This is a genomic window from Psychrobacter sp. ANT_H59, from assembly GCF_008369225.1.
GTDB classification, from domain to species: domain Bacteria; phylum Pseudomonadota; class Gammaproteobacteria; order Pseudomonadales; family Moraxellaceae; genus Psychrobacter; species Psychrobacter cryohalolentis.
The window spans coordinates 1-22,644 of record NZ_VOBE01000005.1 but is presented as its reverse complement, the minus strand read 5'-3'; the positions used below and the strand labels follow the sequence as shown (position 1 = coordinate 22,644).

Genomic DNA, 22,644 nt, shown 5'->3' with positions numbered 1-22,644 from the left:
GTTTGTAGAAACTGGTTTGTAGTTCTAGTAGTGATCAAGACACGGATAGTATCAAAATATCGATATAAACCGTTTCTTTGATAAATTTAACTGAATCGACTATAACAAAGACTTGCTCAACTAAACCACTAAACTTACCAGTTTCAGACTAACGTCATACAAAGAACCATAATGAAAGCCCATTAACTTGGTAACCTGTCTCCCAATAACACACATTACGACTCTTTGACTTCATAATAGCTTGAATTAATCCAGCAACTAATATCTTATATATAAAAAGCTCAAACTATATCTGCCTATAGTTTGAGCTTTTTATGTCGCTTACTAACATTCATATATTAGAGCTGCTGCTTTTTCTCAGTCACTCTATCTGGCTTATCAGTTGCAGCAAACCACTTAGCAAACCAGCCTGACAAATCGTCCATCAAGGTATAAACTACCGGAATAACAACGAGGCTTAATAAGGTTGACGTGACCAAACCGCCCAGTACCGCAGCGGCCATCGGTCGACGAAACGTCGGGTCGGCATCACCCCAACCAAATACCAATGGCAGCATGCCCGCACCCATCGCAATGGTAGTCATAATAATCGGGCGCGCACGCTTACGACAAGCATCGATAATCGCCTCAAAACGTGCTAAGCCGCGCCGCTGAGCAATCAGTGCATAATCAACCAAAAGAATAGAGTTTTTGGTCGCAATGCCCATCAACATAATAAAACCAATCATCGAGGGCATCGACAGGCTGCTATTGGTAATTACCAAGCCGACAAAGGCACCACCGATAGACAGGGGCAATGCCATGAGAATCGTAAATGGCTGCAAAATGCGTCCAAATAATAATATAAGTACGCCCAAAATACAGACCACGCCGACCGACATCGCAATCACAAAGCCGCTAAATAACTCGGCCATATTTTCTGCTTGTCCTTGATCAATAATAGTAATAGAGGCTGGCAGCTGTTGCATACTAGGTATACTCTTGACCGCTTGTACCAAATCACCAAGCTCACCATTGGCAGGCTGAACAGTAATACTAATCGCCCGCTCACGATCTAGGCGACTGATTTGCGCAGGTCCAGTACCAAAGTCGAGTGTCGCAACTTCGCCAACACGCACGCCTTGTCCTGCTGGTAGCGCACTTGGTACATATAAACCTTCGAGTTGGCTGACGTTTTGCTTAGCGATATCTGGCAAGCGCACGACAATTGGTATCTGCCGCGTATCTAAATTCAGCTTGGACAAACGTTGCTCATAGTCACCAACGGTCGCCACACGTAAGGTCGTGGCGATGTCTTGCGTCGTCACCCCTTTATCCGCCATTGCTAGCCTATTTGGCGTGACGGTCAACTCTTGGCGGGGCAGGCTGCGATCACTCGTGACAGCACCAGCACTTGGTAGCTCACGGATCTCTGACATCATCTGCTGTACCGTTTGCTCAAGCAGTTGCGGGTCGGTGCTGGTCAAAGAAAAATTATAACCTGTCTCACCACCACTCGATAACCCGACCGTAAAGCGCGCACCGGGTACTTCTGCCAATATAGTACTCATCTTACGCTCAATCTCTTGCTTAGAGCCGCGCTCTGCTCTTGGTGCAAGTACAATATCTAGACCTGCTATATTTTCTGCCTTGCCACCGCTAGAGTTTGAGTCCATTGTCGCCTGCGCCTCACCTACCGACGTAAAAATATTGGTCACTTCAGGCATGGCTAAAATACGCTCACTTGCCAGCGCGGCAACTCGTTCCGTGTCCGCTAACGCCACATCGGGTGTCAACTCAATCGCCACCCGTGTTTGGTCAATATCATTATCAGGTATAAAAGAGGTGGGTAATAATTTTACCAAAGCCAATGAAGCTACAAACAATACTAAGGTAGCACCCATCGTCATCCAGCGATGATCTAGCGTCCATGAGACCACTTTAAGATACCAATCCATCAGCGCGCTCTGCTTTTCAACGTGCTTCTTTTCTGGTTTTAATATATATGCTGCCATCATCGGTGTGATAAGGCGCGCAACCATTAACGAGGCAAATATTGATAATGCCGCCGTCCAACCGAACTGCCGGAAAAACTGCCCGACAATTCCGCCCATAAACGCAGTCGGTAAAAATACGGCAATCAAGGTAAAGGTAGTGGCAACAACCGCCAAGCCAATTTCATCCGCTGCTTCCATTGCCGCCTCATAAGGCGTTTTACCCATACGCAAGTGACGAATAATATTTTCAACTTCTACAATGGCATCGTCGACCAGTACACCAATGACCAGCGACAGTGCTAACAAGGAGATAATGTTGAGACTAAAACCAAACAGATACATACCCAAAAAAGTAGGTATGACGGACAATGGCAATGCCACAGCAGCTACAAAAGTCGCGCGGATATTGCGCAAAAATAAGAACACCACGACTACGGCAAGCAAACCACCTTCTATCAGCATCCGTAATGACGCTTGATAATCTTCAGCGACTGGCGTTGCTCGATCGTAAACTTTTTCAATACTAATATTGCCTACATCTGCTGACAGCTTAGTAAGCTCAGCGTCAACCAGCTCCATGACTTCCACTTCACTGGCACCACGCGAGCGCGTAATATTGAACGCAACCACCGTTTGCCCATCGAGCTTGGCAATAGAGCTAGGATCAGCCGCGCCATCCGTAATTTGTGCCATACGTCCAAGCGCTTGCGTACCACCCGTAGGCACTGCAACTTGTAAGTTATTTAAATCGCTTGCGCGCTCAACGGCACCAAGTACACGAATGGTCTGCGTGGTTTTGCCGACTTCGGCTTCACCACCTGAGCTGTCCTGCTGAATACCGGTGATTTGATTGGATAATTGCGTGATAGAAAGCTTTAGACCACTCAAGGTAATAGGGTCAGCGGCAACCGTAATTTCACGCTGTAAACCGCCGATACGGCTAACGGTACTGACACCGGGTATATCAGATAAACGCTTGGTGACGGTATCATCGACAAACCAAGACAAGTCTTCTACATTCATGTTTTCAGCAGCGACAGAGTACGTGACGACTGGGAATCCTGATGTTGAGACTTTGGTAACGATAGGGTCATTGGCAGCGGCAGGCAAATCGCCACGTACCTCACCGACTGCCGAGCGCACATCATCAACCGCTTCTTGGATGTCTTTTTCTAAGACGAACTCAGCGACCATAGTGGCAGCGCCCGTCTGTAGCGTGGTACGAATGTGCTTGACGCCTTCAATACTGGTGAGCTTATTTTCCACCTTTTTTGCAATATCGTTTTCGAGCTGCGATGGCGCAGCGCCTGGCAAGGTCACCGTGACCACCACCGCTGGTAGGTCAATATCGGGAAACTGCTGCACCTTCATTTGCATAAAGCCATAGATACCGCCTAAGGTGAGCAGTACAAACAGCAAGATAGCCACTAATGGATTTTTAATCGAGTAGGCGGAAACATTTAAACTCATGAGCGCGCCTGCGTGTCTGTGCTAGTAGCCTGCTTACCAGTTTGACTCAGACCATCAACGACACGTACCAAGTCACCATCATTTAAAAAGCTTCCCCCTTGCTTTACAAGTCGGCTCTCTGCAGGGAGTGGCTCTGTGAGCATAATACTATCGCCAAAGCGCTCACCAAGGGTCACACGTTGTTGTTTGATACGGCCAATGTTGTGACCGTTTTTACCGTCTTTAGTACTGATATTGGTCACTAGCATCACATAGTCATAGCCGTCATTGCTGACAATGGCGCTATTAGGAACCGTTTGAGCGCTGCTACTACCCAATAAAAACTCGCCCGTTTGATACATGCCTGCTCGTACTTTTGCGTTAGCAGCAAGGCTAGCATAAATGGTAATTTGCCTATTATTATCAGCAGTTGGTGCAATGCGACTGACCTGCCCCATGACAGAATCGCCGCCCGGTAGGCTAACTTGCACTGGTGTGCCAACATTAACCTCACCAATCAGCTTAGGATCGATATCCGCACGCCATTCTAAAATACCACCTTTGATAATAGTAAATAGTGGGTCTCCACCAGCAACCATACCAACTTCAGCCATTTTTTCACTAATAATACCGCTAACCGGTGCAACCACATTGGCATTATTGACACTCAAGCGCTGCGTACTCAGTCGAGCTTTAGAGGCTTGCAATGACGCCTGCGCTTGTAGTTTAGCCGTACGATAGCGATCCGCTTCTTGTTTGCTAATGGCATCAATATCAATAAGTGGCAGGACGCGGGCGGCATCGGCAGTGGCATTGGCAAGCGTCGCTTCTGCTTCGGCAACATCAGCTTCTGCTTGCAAGACTTGCTGCTCCATCGCGTCGGTATCAAATACAGCCAGTATTTGACCAGCTTTAACACGCTGACCTTCTTCGACCAATATCCGTTCAATCGCTACGCCGTTTACTTTGGCACTGACATTAGCGACATCCTTAGCATTGATGGTTCCGTCAGCACTGAGCGTATTACCAATATTATCTTGGCTTGGTAGCACTGTTTCGACCGATAATACAGCTTGCTCAATGCTAGCATCTTTTAGGTTAGCGCTATCGTTTTGTACATTGTTAGCAACGGGCGACTCATTGCTCGCTTCCTCATCATTGCCCCAGTACTTACCAACCAATACCCCAATAACGAGCACAATAGCCAATACTGGTAATAACCATAAAGGAAATTTTGATAATGGCTTATCTAATAAAGGCTTAGACGCTCGCGCATCAGATTGGCGGTATGGGGGTAGCTCAGATTCAACTGGCAGCTTGTTGTCTTCAACATCGCTCATGATAACTCTCTGTCAATACAGGCAATAATAAGGATATATAATATGAGGAAAATAATAGGTGAAAATAGGCTAGCATTACGTTAAACGAGCATCTTTATATGGTCAAAATGCTGTTTGTGACTACAATAGTTCGTAAATTTATTGAGCATAGCATATATTAAGTTGTCATCTGATTTATATATATAGTGTCTGAGCTTCGTAAGTTCCATACTAACTCAATATCGGCAGATATAAAAACGCTCCAAGCGAACATACTAAAAGTGATAAGCCATACATACTGCTTATTAATGAATTTGACAGGATAGAGATTCTTTTTGTAGATCGTAAGACAAAACGCACATTCCTAAGAATATGCGCTATGTTTACCCTACTATTCTGTAGTTACTACAAACCTTCTATTAAAAACGATAGCCGACGCCAAGGAAAGTAATATAAGGATCGATATCGAGGTGAGCTTTCGATCGAATCAACTCTTCATTCTTATCATTTTTAACGGTGATGGTCGTATCGCTGTCCAGTTTTGCATAAGACAATGACCCGACTCCAAACCATCTATCATTGAAATCATAAGTAGCGCCAACAGTGACGATAGGTGCAAAAGCGCTTTCTGCCTCCACATCCACGTTCATCTCTCGATTGGATGGCACATTTTCTAGCGCAGCACCCGATTTTCCATCTTTGATATTCTGAATTTGATGTCCAGCTGCCTCTAAATCCTTACGAATACCATCATTTAGCTCAATACCGTTAAAATAGGCATACATGACCCCAGCACCGACATAAGGGCGAAACTTATTGACCCCAGATTTGCCAAACTGATATTGCACCCCCGCTGCCGGTAGCCATGCGCGAGCACTCGACGCGACGCCATCACCTTGTTCTAAATCGGTTATAAGCTGTTCTTTTTTAATTTTAAATTTTGGTAGTGCATATTCTCCTATTCCACCAGCTGTAACCTCACCAGATATAGGTGCATACACTTTCCCTTTACCCATAATATCTACTTTAGGAGGAAATCCGGCTTTTACCTCAATTGACCAGTTATCATTTAGATAATAGTTAAATAGCGAACCAAAAGTATCAACATCAGCAGACTCAAGACCCGTACCTGGACTGCTGAAATTCTCTAAACCGCCAAGCTTAACTTGACCTGATACATCACCTAGGGTAGTTCTAGACAAATCAGTTTCTTCACCTCTAAAGCTTACTACCCCTATAGCAGTTAGGCCTGTATTTACTTTAACTTTAGTAAGCTCACTTTGATCAGGATCAATAACCTCTCTGACAGTTTTTATTTTAACACTGCCGTTTTTAGCGACAGTACCATCTTTAATGGCTGTCGTATTTTCTAGAGGATTGGCCGTGCCTTGCGGAGAGGCATGCAACCAGCCAGCAGAGACCGAAAAGCGTTTGAAGCTACCATCGCTTTTAAAATAATCGAATGCAGCAAAAGCAGACTGGCTAAATAATAATGGTGTGGCGATAGCACAAACGAAGGTTAACGTCTTTTTCATGAAACATCCTTGTTAATAAATTCAGGTCGTTAATAAAAAGCATGAATGGCACAGTAGTCATCAGACAAAGCAGATAGATTGCCAGTATGAAGCTAATCAAGTTCTCATCCTAACGTCCTGTTAGAATCGATAAAACGACTAGAAATACGCATATTTTAACCATATATCATTATGCAAAACGCGATATCCTAGCAAACGCATGGAAGACACTGTGCCAATCCATTATCGTAAACTGCCACACAAATAATCATAGTTCAATAATAACTCATGAACACATAAGTCAATATTAGTTCATTAAAATCAGAATACAGTGTTAATTATTGGTTGATAAATGATTTATAAAACCATAAAAAAGCCATTATTTTCTTAAAATAATGGCTTTTTTTATAGTAATCAGTAATAGAAAACAGGTTGAGTTAACTATCATTAAGCATTGGTATAACGACTTGCCGATGGCATCCAACGATGAATCAGTTGGCTGACATCGGCTTTGCGTGCAGGATCTGCAATCAGATGCTTTGCCAAACGCTGGGCAATAGCAAATAACTGCTCATCCCGAATAAGGTCCGCCAAATAATACCCGATATTACCTGTTTGACGCTTTCCTAATAACTCGCCCGGACCACGCAGCTCTAAATCTTTTTGCGCAATGACAAAACCATCAGTACTATCACGCAATACATTTAGACGTTCAATACCTGTCTCTGACAACGGCTTCTGATACAACAGCACACAATAGCTTTTTGTTGAACCGCGCCCGACTCGCCCGCGTAATTGGTGCAATTGCGATAGACCCAATCGCTCTGCATTTTCAATGACCATCAGAGAAGCATTAGGCACATCAACACCCACTTCGATAACTGTGGTAGCTATTAACAAATCAAGTTGTCCTGCCTTAAACGCTTGCATAATGGCTTGTTTATCAGCGCCTTTCATTTTGCCATGCACCAAGCCAATGCGAATATCCAGACGCTCGCTCAAATCTTCATAAGTCGCCTCAGCAGCTTGCGCATCGAGTACACTCGACTCTTCAACCAGTGAGCACACCCAATATGCCTGCCTGCCAGCTTCACAATTAACTGCAATACGTTCAATCACCTCATCACGGCGGTTGCGGTCAATTGTTACGGTAGTAATCGGTGTACGCCCTGGTGGTAGCTCATCGATAATAGAAGTGTCCATATCGCCATAAACACTCATCGCTAGCGTCCGCGGAATGGGCGTTGCAGTCATAATCAGCTGATGCGGTGTGCTACCAGCCACGCCTTTATTGGTCAACGCCATACGCTGCTCAACACCAAAGCGATGCTGTTCATCGATAATAACCAAACCCAATTTGGCAAATTGTACCTGATTCTGAAAAAGCGCATGAGTACCAACGACTACTTGTACGGTATTCTCGCTCACCGCTTCTAACGCTTCGCGGCGCTGCTTAGCGGTTTGTTTACCAGCCAACCAACCGACCCCAATACCTAACGGCTCAAACCAGTTTTTGAAATTAACCAAATGCTGTTCCGCTAAAATCTCCGTCGGTGCCATCACCGCCACCTGCCAACCACTATCTAATGCATAACCCGCCGCGCCTGCCGCGACTAAGGTTTTACCAGCGCCAACATCGCCTTGTACCAATCTGAGCATTGGTATTGAAGTCGCCATATCAGCGGTAATATCCCTCATAACTCTTTTTTGTGCACCCGTTAAATTAAATGGCAACGCACCAAACAATTTATCTGCCAATGGACTTTGGATAGCGCATTTTGGCGCTTTATACTGATGTAATTGCTGACGGCGATATAATAAGCTGAGCTGATGTGCAGTCAACTCTTCAATAATGAGGCGTTGACAAGCAGCATGAGTACGAGCGCTTAATTGGGTTAATAATTTGTATTGTTGACCAGCATCAGTATAAGTAGGCGGCGTATGCAGTAATACCAACGCCTCAAATATGGTTAAATTATAGACGTTATTGTTAGCCATACTTATAGCATCGGAACTGGTATTATTTTGACTATGATAAAAAGAGGGCTTCGTCCTATTGACGCTACTGTTATTGCTATCACTAACACTACTACTAAAACCGTTGTCAGGCACACTACGCGCGAGGGTGGAAAAGATATCTTCTGGATAGTCTGGCTCGGTTATCGGTATTTTAGCTGGTTCAAAAGGCACTAATGGCAAATCCGCAACGACTGAAAAATCCTCAGGCGTAAATAAAGTCATTGGCAAGCCCTGACTACGAACCGTTTGTAGTGCAAGCTTAATCAATGTACGCAGCTTATTTTGATGTAAACCTTTAACGCTTGGATAAATAGGCTGTAAACCCGTATTTACTACCGTCTCGTTACTGCTGATAATTTGATATTCAGGATGAGGTATCTGCTTACCGTAGCGGCTCACTTTGACTTCACCGAATAATTGTAGATGGGTACCTAGACACATGGTTTGAGCAAGTCCACGATATACCTTAAAAAAGCGTAGAGATATCGTACCCGTGTCATCATCTACAATCACCGTCATGCCGCTGCGATTGGTATCGACATGCACGACGCGACCAGTAATCATGGCGGCTTGTCCATGAGCCACATCGCCTATTGATACCAAGCGACTACGATCTTCATAGTCGCGCGGCAGATGTAGTAGCAAATCAAAGATACGGGCAATGCCCAATTGCGTCAATTGCTCGGCCACTTTTGGTCCAACACCTGCCAGCGCCGTCACCGGCATATCAAGTGCCAAAACGTCTAGTAAATGAGGTGTAGCAGGGTTAACCGATGTGGGCATCAAAAATCCTAACGATGTTAATATAAATTTTATAGGGTCAAGTGTCTTGTTCAAGAATTCATGCTAGCTTATAAGCTGTCTTATCATGTGATAATGATCAATATTCTGTAACGTGCCTAGCTATACCGCTAAATTATTATGCTAACTAATACCTTATGCTAAGCTATTTCGCCATACAACGTCTAGCTGATTTCTGCGTAACCTATTGATGAATACCTTACTACACCGCTATTTATTCCTCTATGATAATTTTTGATAAGGTTTTTTATGTCCTCTCATTCTATCTGCCACCCTTATTATCATTTTTTATTGACGCTTCGTCTGAGCCTCTTCGCTATATTTGCTATATTGATGAGTGCTTGCAATAGTTTGACGCCAGTCGCGCCAGCAGATACGTCAGTACCGAACAAACCTACGGTAGCTTTAGTATTAGGTGGTGGCGGTGCAAAAGGTTTCGCTCATGTAGGCGTGATTAAAGCATTAGAAGAGAACGGTATCAAACCGACACTGGTAGTAGGCACCAGTGTCGGGAGCTTAGTTGGTAGCTTATATGCCAGTGGTTATACTGCAAAGCAGCTTGAACACTTGGCATTGAACACCACTGATAGTGAATTGACAGACTTTACCTTATCTAACCAAGGCTTTATCGAAGGTATTAAGCTCAAAAACTTTATTAACGCGAATGTTGGTGGACGAACGATAGAAAACTTCCCAATCCGCTTTGCCGCTATTACTGCTGAAAAAAATACGCTGAAAAAGACCGTATTTACCACCGGTGATGTTGGGCTTGCAGTACAAGCATCCTGTAGTGTGCCTAATATCTTTATTGCACCGCGCATCCCTGAAAAAGTCGGCAAAAAATATATTGATGGTGGCGTGGTCAGCTTGGTGCCTGTGGATAGCGCCCGTGATTTGGGTGCCGATATTATCATCGCCGTTGATGTGACTGCTGCTAACGCTAATACATCGACTGTCAATCAAAAACCAAACATCAATTCATTAACCAGCTTTTGGGGCTTTCTTGAAAACAGTTTAATCGCCAATGCAGCCTATAACGCGAAAGCATCTCCGATTAATCATAGCGCTGCATCAATGCGTCATGAGCGTGATAGTGCTGATATTGTGATTATGCCAAATGTCGGTCATATCAGCTCGCTAGATACTAGCCAGCGCAGCGCTGTGATTGCTGCTGGCTCGCAAGCCACTACCGCCCAAATTCATGCCATTAAGCAACTTATTAACGAGAAATCCAAGAGTAAATATGCCACTCTTTAATTTATAGTGAAAAAGGATATATAAAAAATCCTGCTAACTACAGATATTAAAGATTGACGATAAAAAAAGCACCACAGTGATTGCTGCGGTGCTTTTTTGTTGAAGCAGATATCAAAGCATAAACTTATTTGACACGTGCACGGTATTTCACTGCGACTGTATCATTAAGACCTACGCCTTCTAGATCCCAGCGTACGGCTTTATAGAATTTTAACGGAATTTCTTGCAACTGATTGTCAACTTTTCCACGTAGCGGCATACGGGCAAAGGTATTGCCATCTGCACTACCATAAGGAAAATCAGGAGAAACAGCACGCAGCAATTCTACTTGTTCAGGAATACTCATCGTCACGGTCATTTTACGAACACGATCGGCATTGGTATTGGTAAAATAGCCTTGATACTCTAAAACATTACCTGACTGCAAACGCGTATTTGCATCCACAGGAACCAGTATTTCTTTACCATTGGCATCAACACTAATCAATGACGCTGTAATTCTACTGTTAACTGCTTGCGCATTTGACTGACTGTTTTGATTAAAGTTTGACTGAACCGCTACTGAATTATTAACGGCTTGTTCTGGTGTGGGCAACATCGCTGATGCTTGCGTGACAGCCATAACGCCAACGAGCGTACCAGCGACAACATGAAACAAACGGTGTCCAGTCCATGCACTGAATGGGTTCGCAAAATGGTTACTTTTCTTCATGACATTCATTATCCCTAGTTGATGTATCGGTAAAACAAAGCTGGTAAAAAAGGAGATGGTAAAAATTAGTAGTTTTAAAAATATAGGAGAATAAGCAATTTACCATCATATATGGTCATACTCAGTCATGTTAACTTTTAAACATTATTATTTTTATCAATTATCTGCGTAAGCCATCGGTAAAGCAATAGCGCTTAGCATAACAAAAAGCATTTATACGAACATTAACCCTGTGTTGATGTTGTGTATATCGTTAATCTGCTGTGAAGACTCTTTAACGCTACTGAAATAAAAGATAGCTCATAACGACGTTTTTTGCTATGGTAAATCTTTAGCGATCCTTTAGCGACAGGCATTTTCTGTCACGTCCTTTTTCTTATTCTAACGACTATTGCTCCCATTATGACTACTAGCGCCATGCCCCAGATTAACCCTGAATACGTCCATTGGTTCCGTAATTCTGCCCCCTATATCAATACCCATCGCGGCAAAACGTTCGTGATTATGTTTGGTGGTGAGGCGGTCAATCATCCAAATTTCAGCACACTGATTCATGACTTTGCTTTATTGCATAGCTTGGGTATCAAGCTGGTATTGGTGCATGGGGCGCGACCCCAAATCGAGAAAAACCTCAAAGATGCTGATATTGAATCGCCACTGCATCAAGATATTCGTGTGACACCTCGCGTTGCGATGCCTTCTATATTACAAGCGGTTGGTGCTATTCGCTTGCAGATTGAAGCGCAGCTATCGATGGGGCTTGCCAACTCACCTATGTACGGCTCACGTATTGATGCAGTGTCGGGCAATTTTGTCACTGCGCGTCCTTATGGTATCCGCGATGGCGTTGATTACCAGATGACAGGCGAAGTACGCTCTATCGATGTTGAAGCCATCAAAAATAATCTACTACACGATCATATTGTAATTTTAGGCTCTATGGGCTATTCGGCAACCGGCGAAGTCTTTAACTTGCTCGCGGAAGATGTTGCTCTTAGTGCCGCCGTGGCGCTTGGTGCCGACAAGCTTATATTCTTAAGCGAAGAAGCCGGTATCAATCACAATGATCGTTTGCTACGTGAGATGATTCCAAATGAGGTCGATCGCTTCTTACGTGACCGTGATCTAAACTGTGAGATTAATTACTTCTTAAGCTGTGCCAGCAATGCCTGTCGCCAAGGGGTTCATCGCACCCATATTATCTCTTATGCCAAAAACGGCGCACTACTTGAAGAGCTATTTACCCGTGATGGTTCTGGCACCTTGATTAGTCACGACCCTTACGAAGAGATTCGCCGCGCTGATGTCGATGACGTGGTAGGGCTGATAGAGCTATTATCGCCGTTAGAAGAGCAAGGTATCTTGGTCAGTCGCTCACGCGAACGCTTGGAGCAAGAGATTGATAATTACAGCGTCATCGAACGTGACGGCATGATTTTAGGTTGTGCAGCGCTTTATCCACTCGATACAGATTCAGCAGAAGTTGCCTGCGTCGCGGTACATCCAGAATATCGCAGCGGTAGCCGCGGCGCTGATTTACTGGCATTTTTGGAGCAACAAGCACGCAGCCATGGTCTACACAAGTTATTTGTATTGACCACTCGTACAGCACATTGGTTCGTTGAACAAGGGTTTGCTGAAGTTGAGGCAAGTGCCTTACCTGAAGTACGCCGCGAGAAGTATAATAACGGTCGCAATTCTAAAGTTTTCCAAAAGAATCTTTAAATAATGGCTCATTAACGACGAAAGCTTAAGTGCTATTTCTTGCGCAAAAAGAAGCCCTCTTACATTAAGAGGGCTTCTTTTTGCGTCTATTGTATCAATACTAAATTAGCATTAATTACTGCTAATTACTTTACCTTTAATAGCTCAACGGTAAAGATTAGCGTGCTATTAGGCTCGATACCTGCGTTACCCGCTTCACCATAAGCGATATCAGAGGGGATATAAAACTCGTATTTACCGCCCTCTTTCATCAACTGTAGACCTTCAGTCCAACCAGCAATCACTTGGTTTAGTGGGAATTCAATTGGCTCACCGCGCTCGTATGAGCTATCGAATACAGTACCGTCAATCAATTTACCTTCGTAGTTTACTTCAACCACGTCCGTAGCTTTTGGCGACTTGCCAGTACCTGCGGTCACTACTTTATATTGTAGACCTGAAGCAGTGGTTTTTACGCCAGCTTTTTTGCCATTCTCTACTAAGAATGCGGCGCCCTTAGTTTTGTTTGCACCCGCTTTAGATTCCATATCTTTCACAAACTTCGCTTCCTGTTCTTTTTGATAGGTCATTAACACTTCTTGCATTTGCTCTTCTGTCAATGCCGCTTTTTTGCCTTCATAGCCATCACGAAAACCTTTTTCAAACGTATCTAGGTGCAGATCCCCAACCGCTTCTTTATTCCCTTCTGCCATCATATAGCCCAAGCTATAGCCTACTTTTTCCTTGGCAGGACTTTGTTCAGTCACTGAAACACTTTTGGTAGCGGTTTCTTTACTGCCATTGTTTGCGCTACAGCCTGTGATTAATAACATAGCACTAGCAAGGGCACTGATACTTAGGGTAGTGATTTTTTTCATAAAATGCTCTCAAATTGTAATAATAGTGGCGAGATGTCACATTTATCTATAATAGCAAATCTTAGTTTTGCCTGCTATGACTCACTTGAAATTATCGGTCAAATGTACAGTCTATGTTAATATTTACCGTAAAAATAACAACTTATCACACAAATATAGTAAGACGTTAAGCTTTCTATCTTTAAATTCATAATTACATAAGCTAAGCTAAATTGGTTAAGGAAAGAAATAACAAAAGATATGTCTTTTTAATAGTGACTACTGATTGTTAATTATAAATTTCTTATAAAGCTCTAAAATCAAATTTACAAATAATTTTAATTAAAAATACTAATAAATAGGTGTGTGTTTGCCTCAGATGAAACGCTTGAATTAAAGTGATTTTCTTATCTTATAGCAGACACATGATCATTAGAGGAGGACAGGATGAATCCAATGTTTACATCTTTCAACGGTTATCTGGGTGGCCCTATCGGCTCCATCATCGGCGCTATTCTTATTTTTATCATTGGTTGGCTTGTCGCCTTGGGCATTGCTGCTCTGGTACGCGGCGTGCTGTCTAAAATCAATCTTAATCAACGTATGAACTCTTCAACGGGTAAAAGCTATGACTTAGAGGGCATCATCTCTAAGATTGTTTTTTGGTTTATTTTCGTTATCGCTATTTCTGGCGCGTTAAGTCAGTTAAACCTAAACTCTATTTCAGCACCGTTTGCCAATATGGTAAACCAAGTACTCACCTTTATCCCTAATCTTATCGCTGCTATTGCAGTTGGTGTGATCGGTTGGGTAATTGCAACAGTTGCACGTACTGCCATCAATGCTGCACTTTCAAAAACCTCAATGGATGAGCGTTTGAGTGCAAAAGCTGGTGTAAAACCCATGAGCAGCACGATTGCTGACATGGTTTATTGGTTCATTCTATTAGTAGTATTGACCATGGTATTAGGCCAACTAGAGCTAGATGGTTTATTTGCTCCATTAACCAATATGGTTGATAAAATCTTCAGCTTTATCCCTAATATTCTGATTGCTGCTGTAGTATTCGTAGTAGGTTACATCATCGCCAAAGTGGTACGTGGCATCGTAACCAACCTTGTTTCTACTTTTGATGTCCAGAAGCTTGCAACCAAAGCTGGTTTAAGCGAACAGAATAGCTTACCCAACATTGCAGGTTCTTTAGCGTTTCTAGTAGTGATTATTCCAACAATCATTGCTGCTTTAAATGCCCTAAAAATTGATGTAATTGCTCGTCCTGCAACCAACATGTTAAACAAAATCATGGAAGCCTTGCCAAATATCTTTATGGCAATTGCTATCTTGGTTGTGACTTTTTATGTTGTACGTATGGTTGCAAACATCATTAAAGGCTTGCTTGAAAATACGCAAATCAATCAGTTACCTGCCAAAGTTGGTCTTCAACAGACCATGGGTGATAAAAAGGTTTCTGACTTAGTTGGCTATGCCATCGTATTTTTTGCCATGTTATTTGCCTCTATCGCTGCTGCTGACTTATTAGGTTTTGAACCTATCTCAGCCATTATTGCGATGTTTATTGCTTTCGGTGCCAATATCATCCTAGGCGCAATCATCCTATTCATCGGTTTTTGGCTTGCCAATATCATCGCTGGTGTCGTTGAGCGCTCTGAACAAGGTTCACAGTTCCTAGCAAATATCGTGCGCGTTTTGATCATGGGCTTAGTTCTTGCGATGGGTCTAAAAGCGATGGGTATTGCGGATTCTATCGTTAACCTAGCATTTGGTCTAACTTTAGGTGCGGTTGCCGTAGCATTTGCCCTATCGTTTGGTCTAGGTGGTCAAGAAGCAGCAGCACGTTTCTTACGCAAAATGCAGGATAAAATGGACAGAGAACGTGACGAAGCAAAAGCAAAATCTGCTTTGACGCCAAGCTCATCGACTCAAGATAAGGTTGCTGCTTCAGTACGTGACAATACGCCAAGTACAGCTACTGATACGTTTGGTAGCAGCACAACCCAAGTAGATAATAATACCATCACACCTAATAACTTAAGCTCTACCAGTGATGTAAATTCTTCTACGGTTGATATCAATCATATTGCAACTGATGATAGTGATATCGATGGTCCTAATAATCTAAGATAATTTATCGTTATTGATTTATTTTATAAAAAAGACAGCTTAGGCTGTCTTTTTTTATGTTTGATAATAAGTAATTTTAGTCAGTATTATTAGGGCGAGATGCACTTGGAATATTTAAGCGCACTTATGATAGATGATTAGAATGAGCTTTTTTCTTATTATCTTCGGTAATTTCACTAGCATTACTCTGATTACTTTGCTGCAACTGCTGAACCTTTTTAGTCAGTTGGCGCTCGCGCTGGGTCATGGGATTAACTGGCTGAATCCATAAATCAATATCCATAAAAGCATCTTCAGCCTCTATTATAAAATCTATACCCAATACAACCACATGATGTAGTTCTGCCATTGGTAACCGTGTCGCCACATCTAAAGCGATTTTCGCTAAATTTGGGCGTATAGCCGACTTACCATGCTTTCCTTCTGCATCTTGTCCATAAAATATTAGTACATAATGCCGCCCCAAACACTCGTAAGAATGTTGGTGGACAACATAGCCTTGTTGCTGCAACTGCTGCGCTTGCTTGGGATGCTTATATAAAGTACGAACTAACTCATGACGCGAAAACAATGACTCATCTAATATCTGCTGTTGCCAATGAGAAAAATCTGCCTTACTAGACTTCTCCAATGATTCTTTCTGCTTAAACGCAGCAGGATTTTTATAAACTGTTTCTAACATCTGCATGCTAAGTTGTGACCATAAAGCAGCCGCTTGCGCCATATGCTGTTGATACATCTGCTTAGTTGGGCTATTGGTTTTCTGTGCCAGCGACATCGCTATCAATGCCGAGTTAGGCTCATTTTGCAAACCATATTTTATCAACGCATTATCTATCGTAATTGCAGGTGCAAAGAAGTCGGCAACATTTAGAAATCCAGTAATAATATCGTTTTCGGAATTTGTTATATGATCCTTATTATCCTGCTGTGACTGCCCTAAACGATAGTGTAAAAATCGCCATAGCTCGCAAGGTATCTGTAATTTATTTAAATGAATATGCCAGTCATGCCAGCCAAATGCTTGTAATGGCTGAATAGATGCACTTGTATCAACGAGCGAACCCTCTACTAAATTACTGTCCGTAAAACTATGGGCTAGACGTTGAACAGGATTTTTTTTGCAGGATTTATTATGAACATCAGTATCAGTATCAGTATCAGTATCAGTATCAGTATCAGTATCAGTATCAGTATCAGTATCAATTTGACGCTGGATATCCAAAACCAAGACGTCAATACTACGTAACTGGCTGTCTATAGATCTTGATATATGAGTCTTGCGCCATATATTTACAGCATTAAAAACTGTCCTACCTAGTGCCTCAATATCAGCTGGCAGCATGTCAGTAGGCAAATATATCACCCACTCTACTAAGTTAAGATCGCCTAGTGGTAGCTGGTACTGAGAATATTGCGCTTGATAGTTGCTCTCTATCACTGGCATATCCGGTAAGATAATCTTTAAGATATCTGCTCGTAAATAACAAGCCATTTCATTCATAAGATAGCTTCCATCAGACATTACCATCGTCGAATCACTGGGCACAGTTACCACCTTTTTGTCTGAAAAAAAATACGCTATTATAAGCGGCGCAATTGGTGTGCAGCGGATAAATGCAACTGCTGCTCCAAGACTATTGGATAAAAAATAAACTACATAATAGCAATTATACATGGTCGCTTTCAGCACAGTGACTTGTTATGATGATATAAAAGCGGTATTACTCGCGTATTAAGGAATCAATTAATACGCATGCTACCTTACAATATAATTAGCCCATTTATTTAGAAAATGTCTCTCTGATGATAACAAGGACTTGCCCATCATGAAACGCTTTAAAGAGAAAACAGTTGTCGTAACAGGTGCCGACTCACATATCGGTCGTGCAACCGCCATTCGTTTTGCGAATGAAGGTGCTAACGTCATACTCGTCGGACGCTCGACCGATACATTAAATCAAATCACTGAAGGATTTCCACAAGACCGTACATGGATTCATACCGACAACTTTTTAACCATCGCTTGTGACATTGGTGTTGAGAGCCAAGTACAAGAGATGATAAAAAGAGTCATCGATAAGTTTGAAACAATCGATATATTGGTGAATAACGCAGCACAAACGACGCAAGGCAGAAATAGTGGGTTATCTACTGAACAGAAGAGTCCAGCTGTTGATGACTATTTAAGTGAAACCTTGTATGTCTGTCAGACGGCTATGCCTTACTTAATACAGAGTAAAGGTAGTATCATTAACGTTCCTTCATTTGCAGCTTGTAGTAGCGATCAGAGTGCAGCAACTTATGATGCTGCCACCTCAGGTATTACTGATTTGACCCGTACGTTGGCTTCGGCACACAGCGCAGACGGCGTGCGCGTTAATGCAGTAAATCCAAGCGTCACTCAGTCTGATATATCAGATGCGATTCAAAACACCGATATTCAAAATACCGATATAACAGATCTTCAAGCAAATATAGATGAATCATCAGATAATAGTCCATTAGGACGCTGTGCTACACCAAACGATATTGCCGCGGTGATTACTTTCTTAGCAAGCGATGATGCTGCCATGATTACCGGTACCAATTTGCCCGTCGATGGCGGTGTAAGCACTTCTAACCGTCAGCTACCTTTATAACTTTATAAAACCTTAATGTGTAAGGGCTCAAGATTAATAAGCGCAAACAAGAAACCCCTGATACTCCATATCAGGGGTTTTTTATAAATATAATCAGCTACTACTTAAAAAACTACTCCGCTGATTTATTAACGTCCTGTAGCGGCTGCGATAAACGCTCAGGATGTCTTGGAATTACACCTTGATATTGAGCATATATTCTTGGCAAATCGGATTCGATATCTCCGGTAGGATAGACCAAAGGCATAAAGCGTATCTCTTTGGTATTGTAATCCAGCGCCACTGGCAAGATTGGCACACCGGCACCCACTGCTAAATAATAAAAGCCTGACTTCCAATTTTTGGTGTACTGACGCGTACCTTCTGGCGACAACCCCAAAAATAATGGCTCACCTGTTTTAAATTTATCAATACTCGCTTGTAATACGGAGCCTTTATTACGGCGATCAATCGGAACAATACCTATCCAATGCAGCAATTGTGCAAGGATCGGCACCTTAAATAAGGTGTGTTTGCCCATAATACTAATTTTCAAATCGAGCGCAAACAAACTGGGTATCGCATATACACCGTCGATATTTGATGTATGCGGAAGCGCTAGCACCACCGCCTGTGGAATATTTTCTATCTCACCAACGGTACGCCAGCCTGCCGCTTTTAATAATGCAGACGCAATCACTGGCGCAATCTTGTTGCCGCGTCTAGGAACCAAATTCCCAAGCTGTTTTTTATTGAGACTTGGTAATGTTTTAGAGCGTGGCGGCTTAGCACTGTTAGCATTAGAGCGATTAAATAATTTTGATGTCATAACGGCACCATGTAGTAGAAGATATCCATATAATACCATTAAGCTGGTATCACTAATCTGGATTTTACATGCTTTTGTTATGTTATAGCTTACTCAATCATGATTATAAATAATGCTAAGCGTCCTAAAAATAGCTATGAGATATCAGCTAGATTACCTTTATCTTCTAGCCATATCTTACGATCAGCAGCACGCTTTTTGGCTAGCAGCATATCCATCACACTGTTGGTTAGTACCATGTCATCCATATCCAACTGAACCAGACGACGAGTATCGCGATTCATGGTTGTTTCACGCAGCTGCTCAGCGCTCATCTCACCCAAGCCTTTAAAACGTGTGATTTGAGCTTTTTTATTGCCCGGTACATTGGCTAAAATATGCTGAAGCTCGGTTTCATCTAACGCATAATGCACTTCTTTAGCCACATCGACGCGATAGAGTGGCGGCATTGCAACAAATAAATGACCAGCATCGACTAAGGCAGGAAAGTGCTTCACGAATAGCGCACAGATCAAGGTAGCAATATGCAGTCCATCAGAATCGGCATCCGCTAAGATGCATACCTTGTCATAACGTAGCTCAGATAAATCGTCAGATGCTGGATCAACGCCAATGGCAATCGCAATATCATGAATTTCTTGACTCGATAGCACTGTATCTGATGAGACCTCCCACGTATTTAAAATCTTACCACGCAAGGGTAGAATCGCCTGATAATGACGATCACGTGCTTGCTTCGCACTCCCACCCGCAGAATCCCCTTCTACCAAAAACAGCTCAGCCCCATCACGCAAATCACCGCGGCAATCTGCCAACTTACCGGGCAATGCAGGTCCCTGAGTGATTTTCTTACGGGCGACTTTTTTAGCAGATTTTAAACGACGCCCTGCTTTATTAATCGCCAGTTCAGCGATTTGCGTACCCATGTCTGCATGCTGGTTTAACCATAGGCTAAAGGCATCTTTTGCCAATGTCTGTACAGCGCCTGCAGCCTCGCGACTAGATAAACGTTCTTTGGTCTGTCCAGAAAACTGTGGCTCAGAGAACTTCAGAGACAGAATATAGTTCACCCCGTCCCAGACATCTTCTGCGGTTAGCTTCACACTACGTGGTAGCAAATTATGAATATCGCAGAACTCACGCAATGCTTCTAAGATACCCGTGCGTAGTCCATTGACGTGAGTACCGCCCTGAGCTGTCGGAATCAGGTTCACATAGCTTTCTTGAATCGGCGTCCCACCATCAGGCAACCAAGACAAGGCAAAGGTAATGGCAGCTCGTTCGCCCGCTTTCGCATCGTAATTATAATAAAACGGTGCTTCAGGCAATGTCTCAAGACCATCTAATTGTTCGTTTAAATACTCGACCACCCCATCGGTAAACTGCCAAACCACCTTTTCATCATTAATGTCATCAGTGAATTCAATCGTCAGTCCAGCTGCCAAAACCGCTTTGGCTTTCAAATTATGCTTGAGATGCTTTACATTGAATTTTGGCGTATCAAAAAAGCTACCATCTGCCCAAAAGCGTACCCTAGTGCCACGTTTACGCTTATTGGAGCTAATCGTCTCAGTTAGCGCCGTCACTGGCGCGCCATTTTCAAACGCCATCTCAAACTGCGTGCTATCACGCCATACCGTGACTTCAACTCGCGTCGACAAGGCATTAACGACAGAAATACCCACGCCATGCAAACCGCCCGAAACTTCATAATTAGAGGTCGAAAATTTACCACCAGCATGCAAACGGGTCAAAATCAGCTCGATACCCGATTGATTGAACTCAGGGTGAATATCTGTCGGCATACCGCGACCATCATCCTCAACCGACAGCGACCCATCACTATGCAATTGAACCTTGATAGTTTTGGCGTAACCACCCAATGCCTCATCGACGGAGTTATCAATAACTTCTTGCGCCAAATGATTGGGGCGAGTGGTATCAGTATACATACCGGGACGACGACGTACTGGCTCAAGCCCTTCTAAAACTTCTAATGATTGCGCATTATACTGACTCACAAATGCATCCTTAAATATTCATATACGATTAATTCTATTAAACCATTATAACGAAAAATAGCGACGGTAACGGTAATAGTCAGTCGCTTACGTCAGATAATGTCGTCTATTTAATACGCTATGTCAGCTTTATTTGAACTTAGAGCAACTGCTGTAGCATATCAATCACCTTTGGCAATTGCTCACCAAAATCGCTAAACCTGTGATCGCCACCTGCTTGCACAGCTACCGATGCGCCCTGACTCTGATAAAAAGCTTTAGACAATTCAGAATTTAACAGCTCATCGCCTTTTTTCAGTAGCACAGCAACTTTATCGGGATAATTTACTGCTAAAAGTTGATGGTCTGCAAACCATTGTAAATCTAAGGGAGTAATATTCCAGCCGCCCGCCGTCGTATGCAGGACGTCACTATGAGACAACTCATCACTGCTTTCTTGATTTGATACTGAGGTGTCAGAAAAACGCTGTAGAGTAATATGAGGCTGAGTGCTAGGGTTTAGCAATAGTGCGGGGCAACCTGTATGATTGCTCACCAAGGTAGAAAAATAGCCTCCTAACGAGCTACCAATAAGTAAGGTTTTATCCTCTCTACTGAGTTCGGTTACCAATTTAACTAGTTGCTCAAAAACTTGCTCAGGAGCACTATTCAGGTTAGGACGATATACATTGATATCAGGATAATGACGCTGGCAGTATTTTTCTAACAGCACCCCTTTGGTAGAGTTGGCATCACTGTCCAGTCCATGGATATAAATCAGGTTCACGTATCATCTCCCTTGTTAATTTTGTTATGATTATCTTATATAGGCTATCAAAGCCAAGCATAGCACCCGCTAAACAAAAATAATAACAATAAAACGGCACACTATTAGTCAGTATTTGCGACATAATAATGTTGTCATTGCAGTTTTATATAGGTCAAAGGAATGACGATAATAGCGATGGAGTAGCCATGAATCAACAGTTTGAGCTGTTCGAGATTGCCAATCCATGTATTGGTCTTTGTAAAAGCAATAAAAAAGGCTATTGCTTTGGTTGCTTGCGCAGTCGTCCTGAGCGTCAGCTATGGCTGAGCATGACTAACGAGCAGCGCCGTGAGGTGCTACGGCTAGTCTCTGGACGCAGGCAACGTATCGAACAAATGAAACAGCGTAAAGGTGAGCAGTTGGGGTTTGATTTTGAAGACACAGCAGAAGCGGGTAAGCTTTTCTAAAAAGCTCATGATAACGCCTCACTAGGATACGTACTCTAAATTGAATAAATCAGCGCGATTATCCGATAAACACTCACTCATCCAAACGTCAGGCAAAAGAAAACCCCCAACGAATTAACGTTGGGGGTTTATCTAGAATAGAGAGCTGACGATGACCTACTCTCACATGGGCGAACCACACTACCATTGGCGCGACGATGTTTCACTT

Annotated in this window: 15 protein-coding genes; 5 read left to right on the top strand and 10 right to left on the bottom strand. The window is 42.9% G+C overall.

Translation table 11 applies throughout. From position 1 onward, the window contains the following. Positions 1 to 338: 338 nt before the first annotated feature. The 4 genes from FQ083_RS09565 to recG form a co-directional block, all read right to left on the bottom strand. The gene (locus FQ083_RS09565; protein WP_149409684.1) at positions 339 to 3,446 is read right to left on the bottom strand and encodes an efflux RND transporter permease subunit; all 3,108 of its coding nucleotides are present in this window, start codon (positions 3,444 to 3,446) and stop codon (positions 339 to 341) included. Next, a complete protein-coding gene (locus FQ083_RS09560; RefSeq protein ID WP_149409683.1) occupies positions 3,443 to 4,765 on the bottom strand; it encodes an efflux RND transporter periplasmic adaptor subunit in 1,323 nt (440 codons plus the stop codon). The genes FQ083_RS09565 and FQ083_RS09560 overlap by 4 nt, the downstream gene beginning before the upstream one ends. A 398-nt stretch (positions 4,766 to 5,163) precedes the next feature. Beyond that, positions 5,164 to 6,279 carry an OmpW/AlkL family protein gene (locus FQ083_RS09555; protein WP_149409682.1) on the bottom strand — a complete coding sequence of 372 codons (1,116 nt, stop codon included), beginning with the start codon at positions 6,277 to 6,279 and terminating at the stop codon, positions 5,164 to 5,166. A gap of 426 nt (positions 6,280 to 6,705) precedes the next feature. Continuing rightward, positions 6,706 to 9,060, bottom strand: a complete 2,355-nt coding sequence (gene recG / locus FQ083_RS09550) for an ATP-dependent DNA helicase RecG (protein WP_149409681.1) — start codon at positions 9,058 to 9,060, stop codon at positions 6,706 to 6,708. 267 nt (positions 9,061 to 9,327) lie between these two features. Between recG and FQ083_RS09545 the strand changes: the two genes are divergently transcribed. Further along, a complete protein-coding gene (locus tag FQ083_RS09545; RefSeq protein ID WP_149409680.1) occupies positions 9,328 to 10,335 on the top strand; it encodes a patatin-like phospholipase family protein in 1,008 nt (335 codons plus the stop codon). 124 nt (positions 10,336 to 10,459) lie between these two features. Here the strand turns inward: FQ083_RS09545 and FQ083_RS09540 are convergent, their stop codons facing one another. Then, positions 10,460 to 11,047 (bottom strand): hypothetical protein, encoded by a 588-nt coding sequence (locus FQ083_RS09540; protein ID WP_011514709.1) that lies wholly within the window; start codon positions 11,045 to 11,047, stop codon positions 10,460 to 10,462. A gap of 402 nt (positions 11,048 to 11,449) precedes the next feature. Here FQ083_RS09540 and argA point away from each other — a divergent pair, with 402 nt between their 5' ends. Further along, positions 11,450 to 12,772, top strand: a complete 1,323-nt coding sequence (argA, locus tag FQ083_RS09535; protein WP_149409679.1) for an amino-acid N-acetyltransferase — start codon at positions 11,450 to 11,452, stop codon at positions 12,770 to 12,772. A 125-nt stretch (positions 12,773 to 12,897) separates the two neighbouring features. On the opposite strand, the gene FQ083_RS09530 is transcribed toward argA, so the two are convergent. Continuing rightward, positions 12,898 to 13,629, bottom strand: coding sequence for an FKBP-type peptidyl-prolyl cis-trans isomerase (locus tag FQ083_RS09530; protein ID WP_149409678.1), 732 nt, complete (start codon positions 13,627 to 13,629; stop codon positions 12,898 to 12,900). Positions 13,630 to 14,055: 426 nt separating this feature from the next. Here FQ083_RS09530 and FQ083_RS09525 point away from each other — a divergent pair, with 426 nt between their 5' ends. Continuing rightward, positions 14,056 to 15,753, top strand: coding sequence for a mechanosensitive ion channel (locus FQ083_RS09525; protein ID WP_020444501.1), 1,698 nt, complete (start codon positions 14,056 to 14,058; stop codon positions 15,751 to 15,753). A 121-nt stretch (positions 15,754 to 15,874) separates the two neighbouring features. Here the strand turns inward: FQ083_RS09525 and FQ083_RS09520 are convergent, their stop codons facing one another. Beyond that, the gene (locus tag FQ083_RS09520; RefSeq protein ID WP_188004102.1) at positions 15,875 to 17,254 is read right to left on the bottom strand and encodes a hypothetical protein; all 1,380 of its coding nucleotides are present in this window, start codon (positions 17,252 to 17,254) and stop codon (positions 15,875 to 15,877) included. Between the two features lie 325 nt (positions 17,255 to 17,579). Here FQ083_RS09520 and FQ083_RS09515 point away from each other — a divergent pair, with 325 nt between their 5' ends. Then, positions 17,580 to 18,392: an SDR family NAD(P)-dependent oxidoreductase gene (locus tag FQ083_RS09515; RefSeq protein ID WP_020444503.1), complete on the top strand. Its 813-nt coding sequence runs from the start codon at positions 17,580 to 17,582 to the stop codon at positions 18,390 to 18,392. Positions 18,393 to 18,504: 112 nt separating this feature from the next. Here the strand turns inward: FQ083_RS09515 and FQ083_RS09510 are convergent, their stop codons facing one another. The 3 genes from FQ083_RS09510 to FQ083_RS09500 form a co-directional block, all read right to left on the bottom strand. Further along, positions 18,505 to 19,200 carry a lysophospholipid acyltransferase family protein gene (locus FQ083_RS09510; RefSeq protein WP_262881098.1) on the bottom strand — a complete coding sequence of 232 codons (696 nt, stop codon included), beginning with the start codon at positions 19,198 to 19,200 and terminating at the stop codon, positions 18,505 to 18,507. Between the two features lie 134 nt (positions 19,201 to 19,334). Next, positions 19,335 to 21,221 carry a DNA topoisomerase IV subunit B gene (parE, locus tag FQ083_RS09505; protein WP_133104989.1) on the bottom strand — a complete coding sequence of 629 codons (1,887 nt, stop codon included), beginning with the start codon at positions 21,219 to 21,221 and terminating at the stop codon, positions 19,335 to 19,337. A gap of 139 nt (positions 21,222 to 21,360) precedes the next feature. Next, positions 21,361 to 21,987, bottom strand: a complete 627-nt coding sequence (locus FQ083_RS09500) for a YqiA/YcfP family alpha/beta fold hydrolase (protein ID WP_149409677.1) — start codon at positions 21,985 to 21,987, stop codon at positions 21,361 to 21,363. Between the two features lie 188 nt (positions 21,988 to 22,175). Between FQ083_RS09500 and FQ083_RS09495 the strand changes: the two genes are divergently transcribed. Then, positions 22,176 to 22,436: a DUF1289 domain-containing protein gene (locus tag FQ083_RS09495; RefSeq protein ID WP_133104990.1), complete on the top strand. Its 261-nt coding sequence runs from the start codon at positions 22,176 to 22,178 to the stop codon at positions 22,434 to 22,436. Positions 22,437 to 22,644 lie beyond the last annotated feature (208 nt).

What these genes read in the sequence shown, in the direction of transcription:
- argA (WP_149409679.1), top strand. Translation starts at nt 11,450, where the DNA reads ATGACTACTAGCGCCATGCCCCAGATTAACCCTGAATACGTCCATTGG.
- FQ083_RS09560 (WP_149409683.1), bottom strand. Translation starts at nt 4,765, where the DNA reads ATGAGCGATGTTGAAGACAACAAGCTGCCAGTTGAATCTGAGCTACCC.
- FQ083_RS09555 (WP_149409682.1), bottom strand. Translation starts at nt 6,279, where the DNA reads ATGAAAAAGACGTTAACCTTCGTTTGTGCTATCGCCACACCATTATTA.
- FQ083_RS09515 (WP_020444503.1), top strand. Translation starts at nt 17,580, where the DNA reads ATGAAACGCTTTAAAGAGAAAACAGTTGTCGTAACAGGTGCCGACTCA.
- FQ083_RS09565 (WP_149409684.1), bottom strand. Translation starts at nt 3,446, where the DNA reads ATGAGTTTAAATGTTTCCGCCTACTCGATTAAAAATCCATTAGTGGCT.
- FQ083_RS09520 (WP_188004102.1), bottom strand. Translation starts at nt 17,254, where the DNA reads ATGAATGAAATGGCTTGTTATTTACGAGCAGATATCTTAAAGATTATC.
- FQ083_RS09510 (WP_262881098.1), bottom strand. Translation starts at nt 19,200, where the DNA reads ATGACATCAAAATTATTTAATCGCTCTAATGCTAACAGTGCTAAGCCG.
- FQ083_RS09540 (WP_011514709.1), bottom strand. Translation starts at nt 11,047, where the DNA reads ATGAAGAAAAGTAACCATTTTGCGAACCCATTCAGTGCATGGACTGGA.
- FQ083_RS09530 (WP_149409678.1), bottom strand. Translation starts at nt 13,629, where the DNA reads ATGAAAAAAATCACTACCCTAAGTATCAGTGCCCTTGCTAGTGCTATG.
- FQ083_RS09545 (WP_149409680.1), top strand. Translation starts at nt 9,328, where the DNA reads ATGTCCTCTCATTCTATCTGCCACCCTTATTATCATTTTTTATTGACG.
- FQ083_RS09525 (WP_020444501.1), top strand. Translation starts at nt 14,056, where the DNA reads ATGAATCCAATGTTTACATCTTTCAACGGTTATCTGGGTGGCCCTATC.
- FQ083_RS09495 (WP_133104990.1), top strand. Translation starts at nt 22,176, where the DNA reads ATGAATCAACAGTTTGAGCTGTTCGAGATTGCCAATCCATGTATTGGT.
- recG (WP_149409681.1), bottom strand. Translation starts at nt 9,060, where the DNA reads ATGCCCACATCGGTTAACCCTGCTACACCTCATTTACTAGACGTTTTG.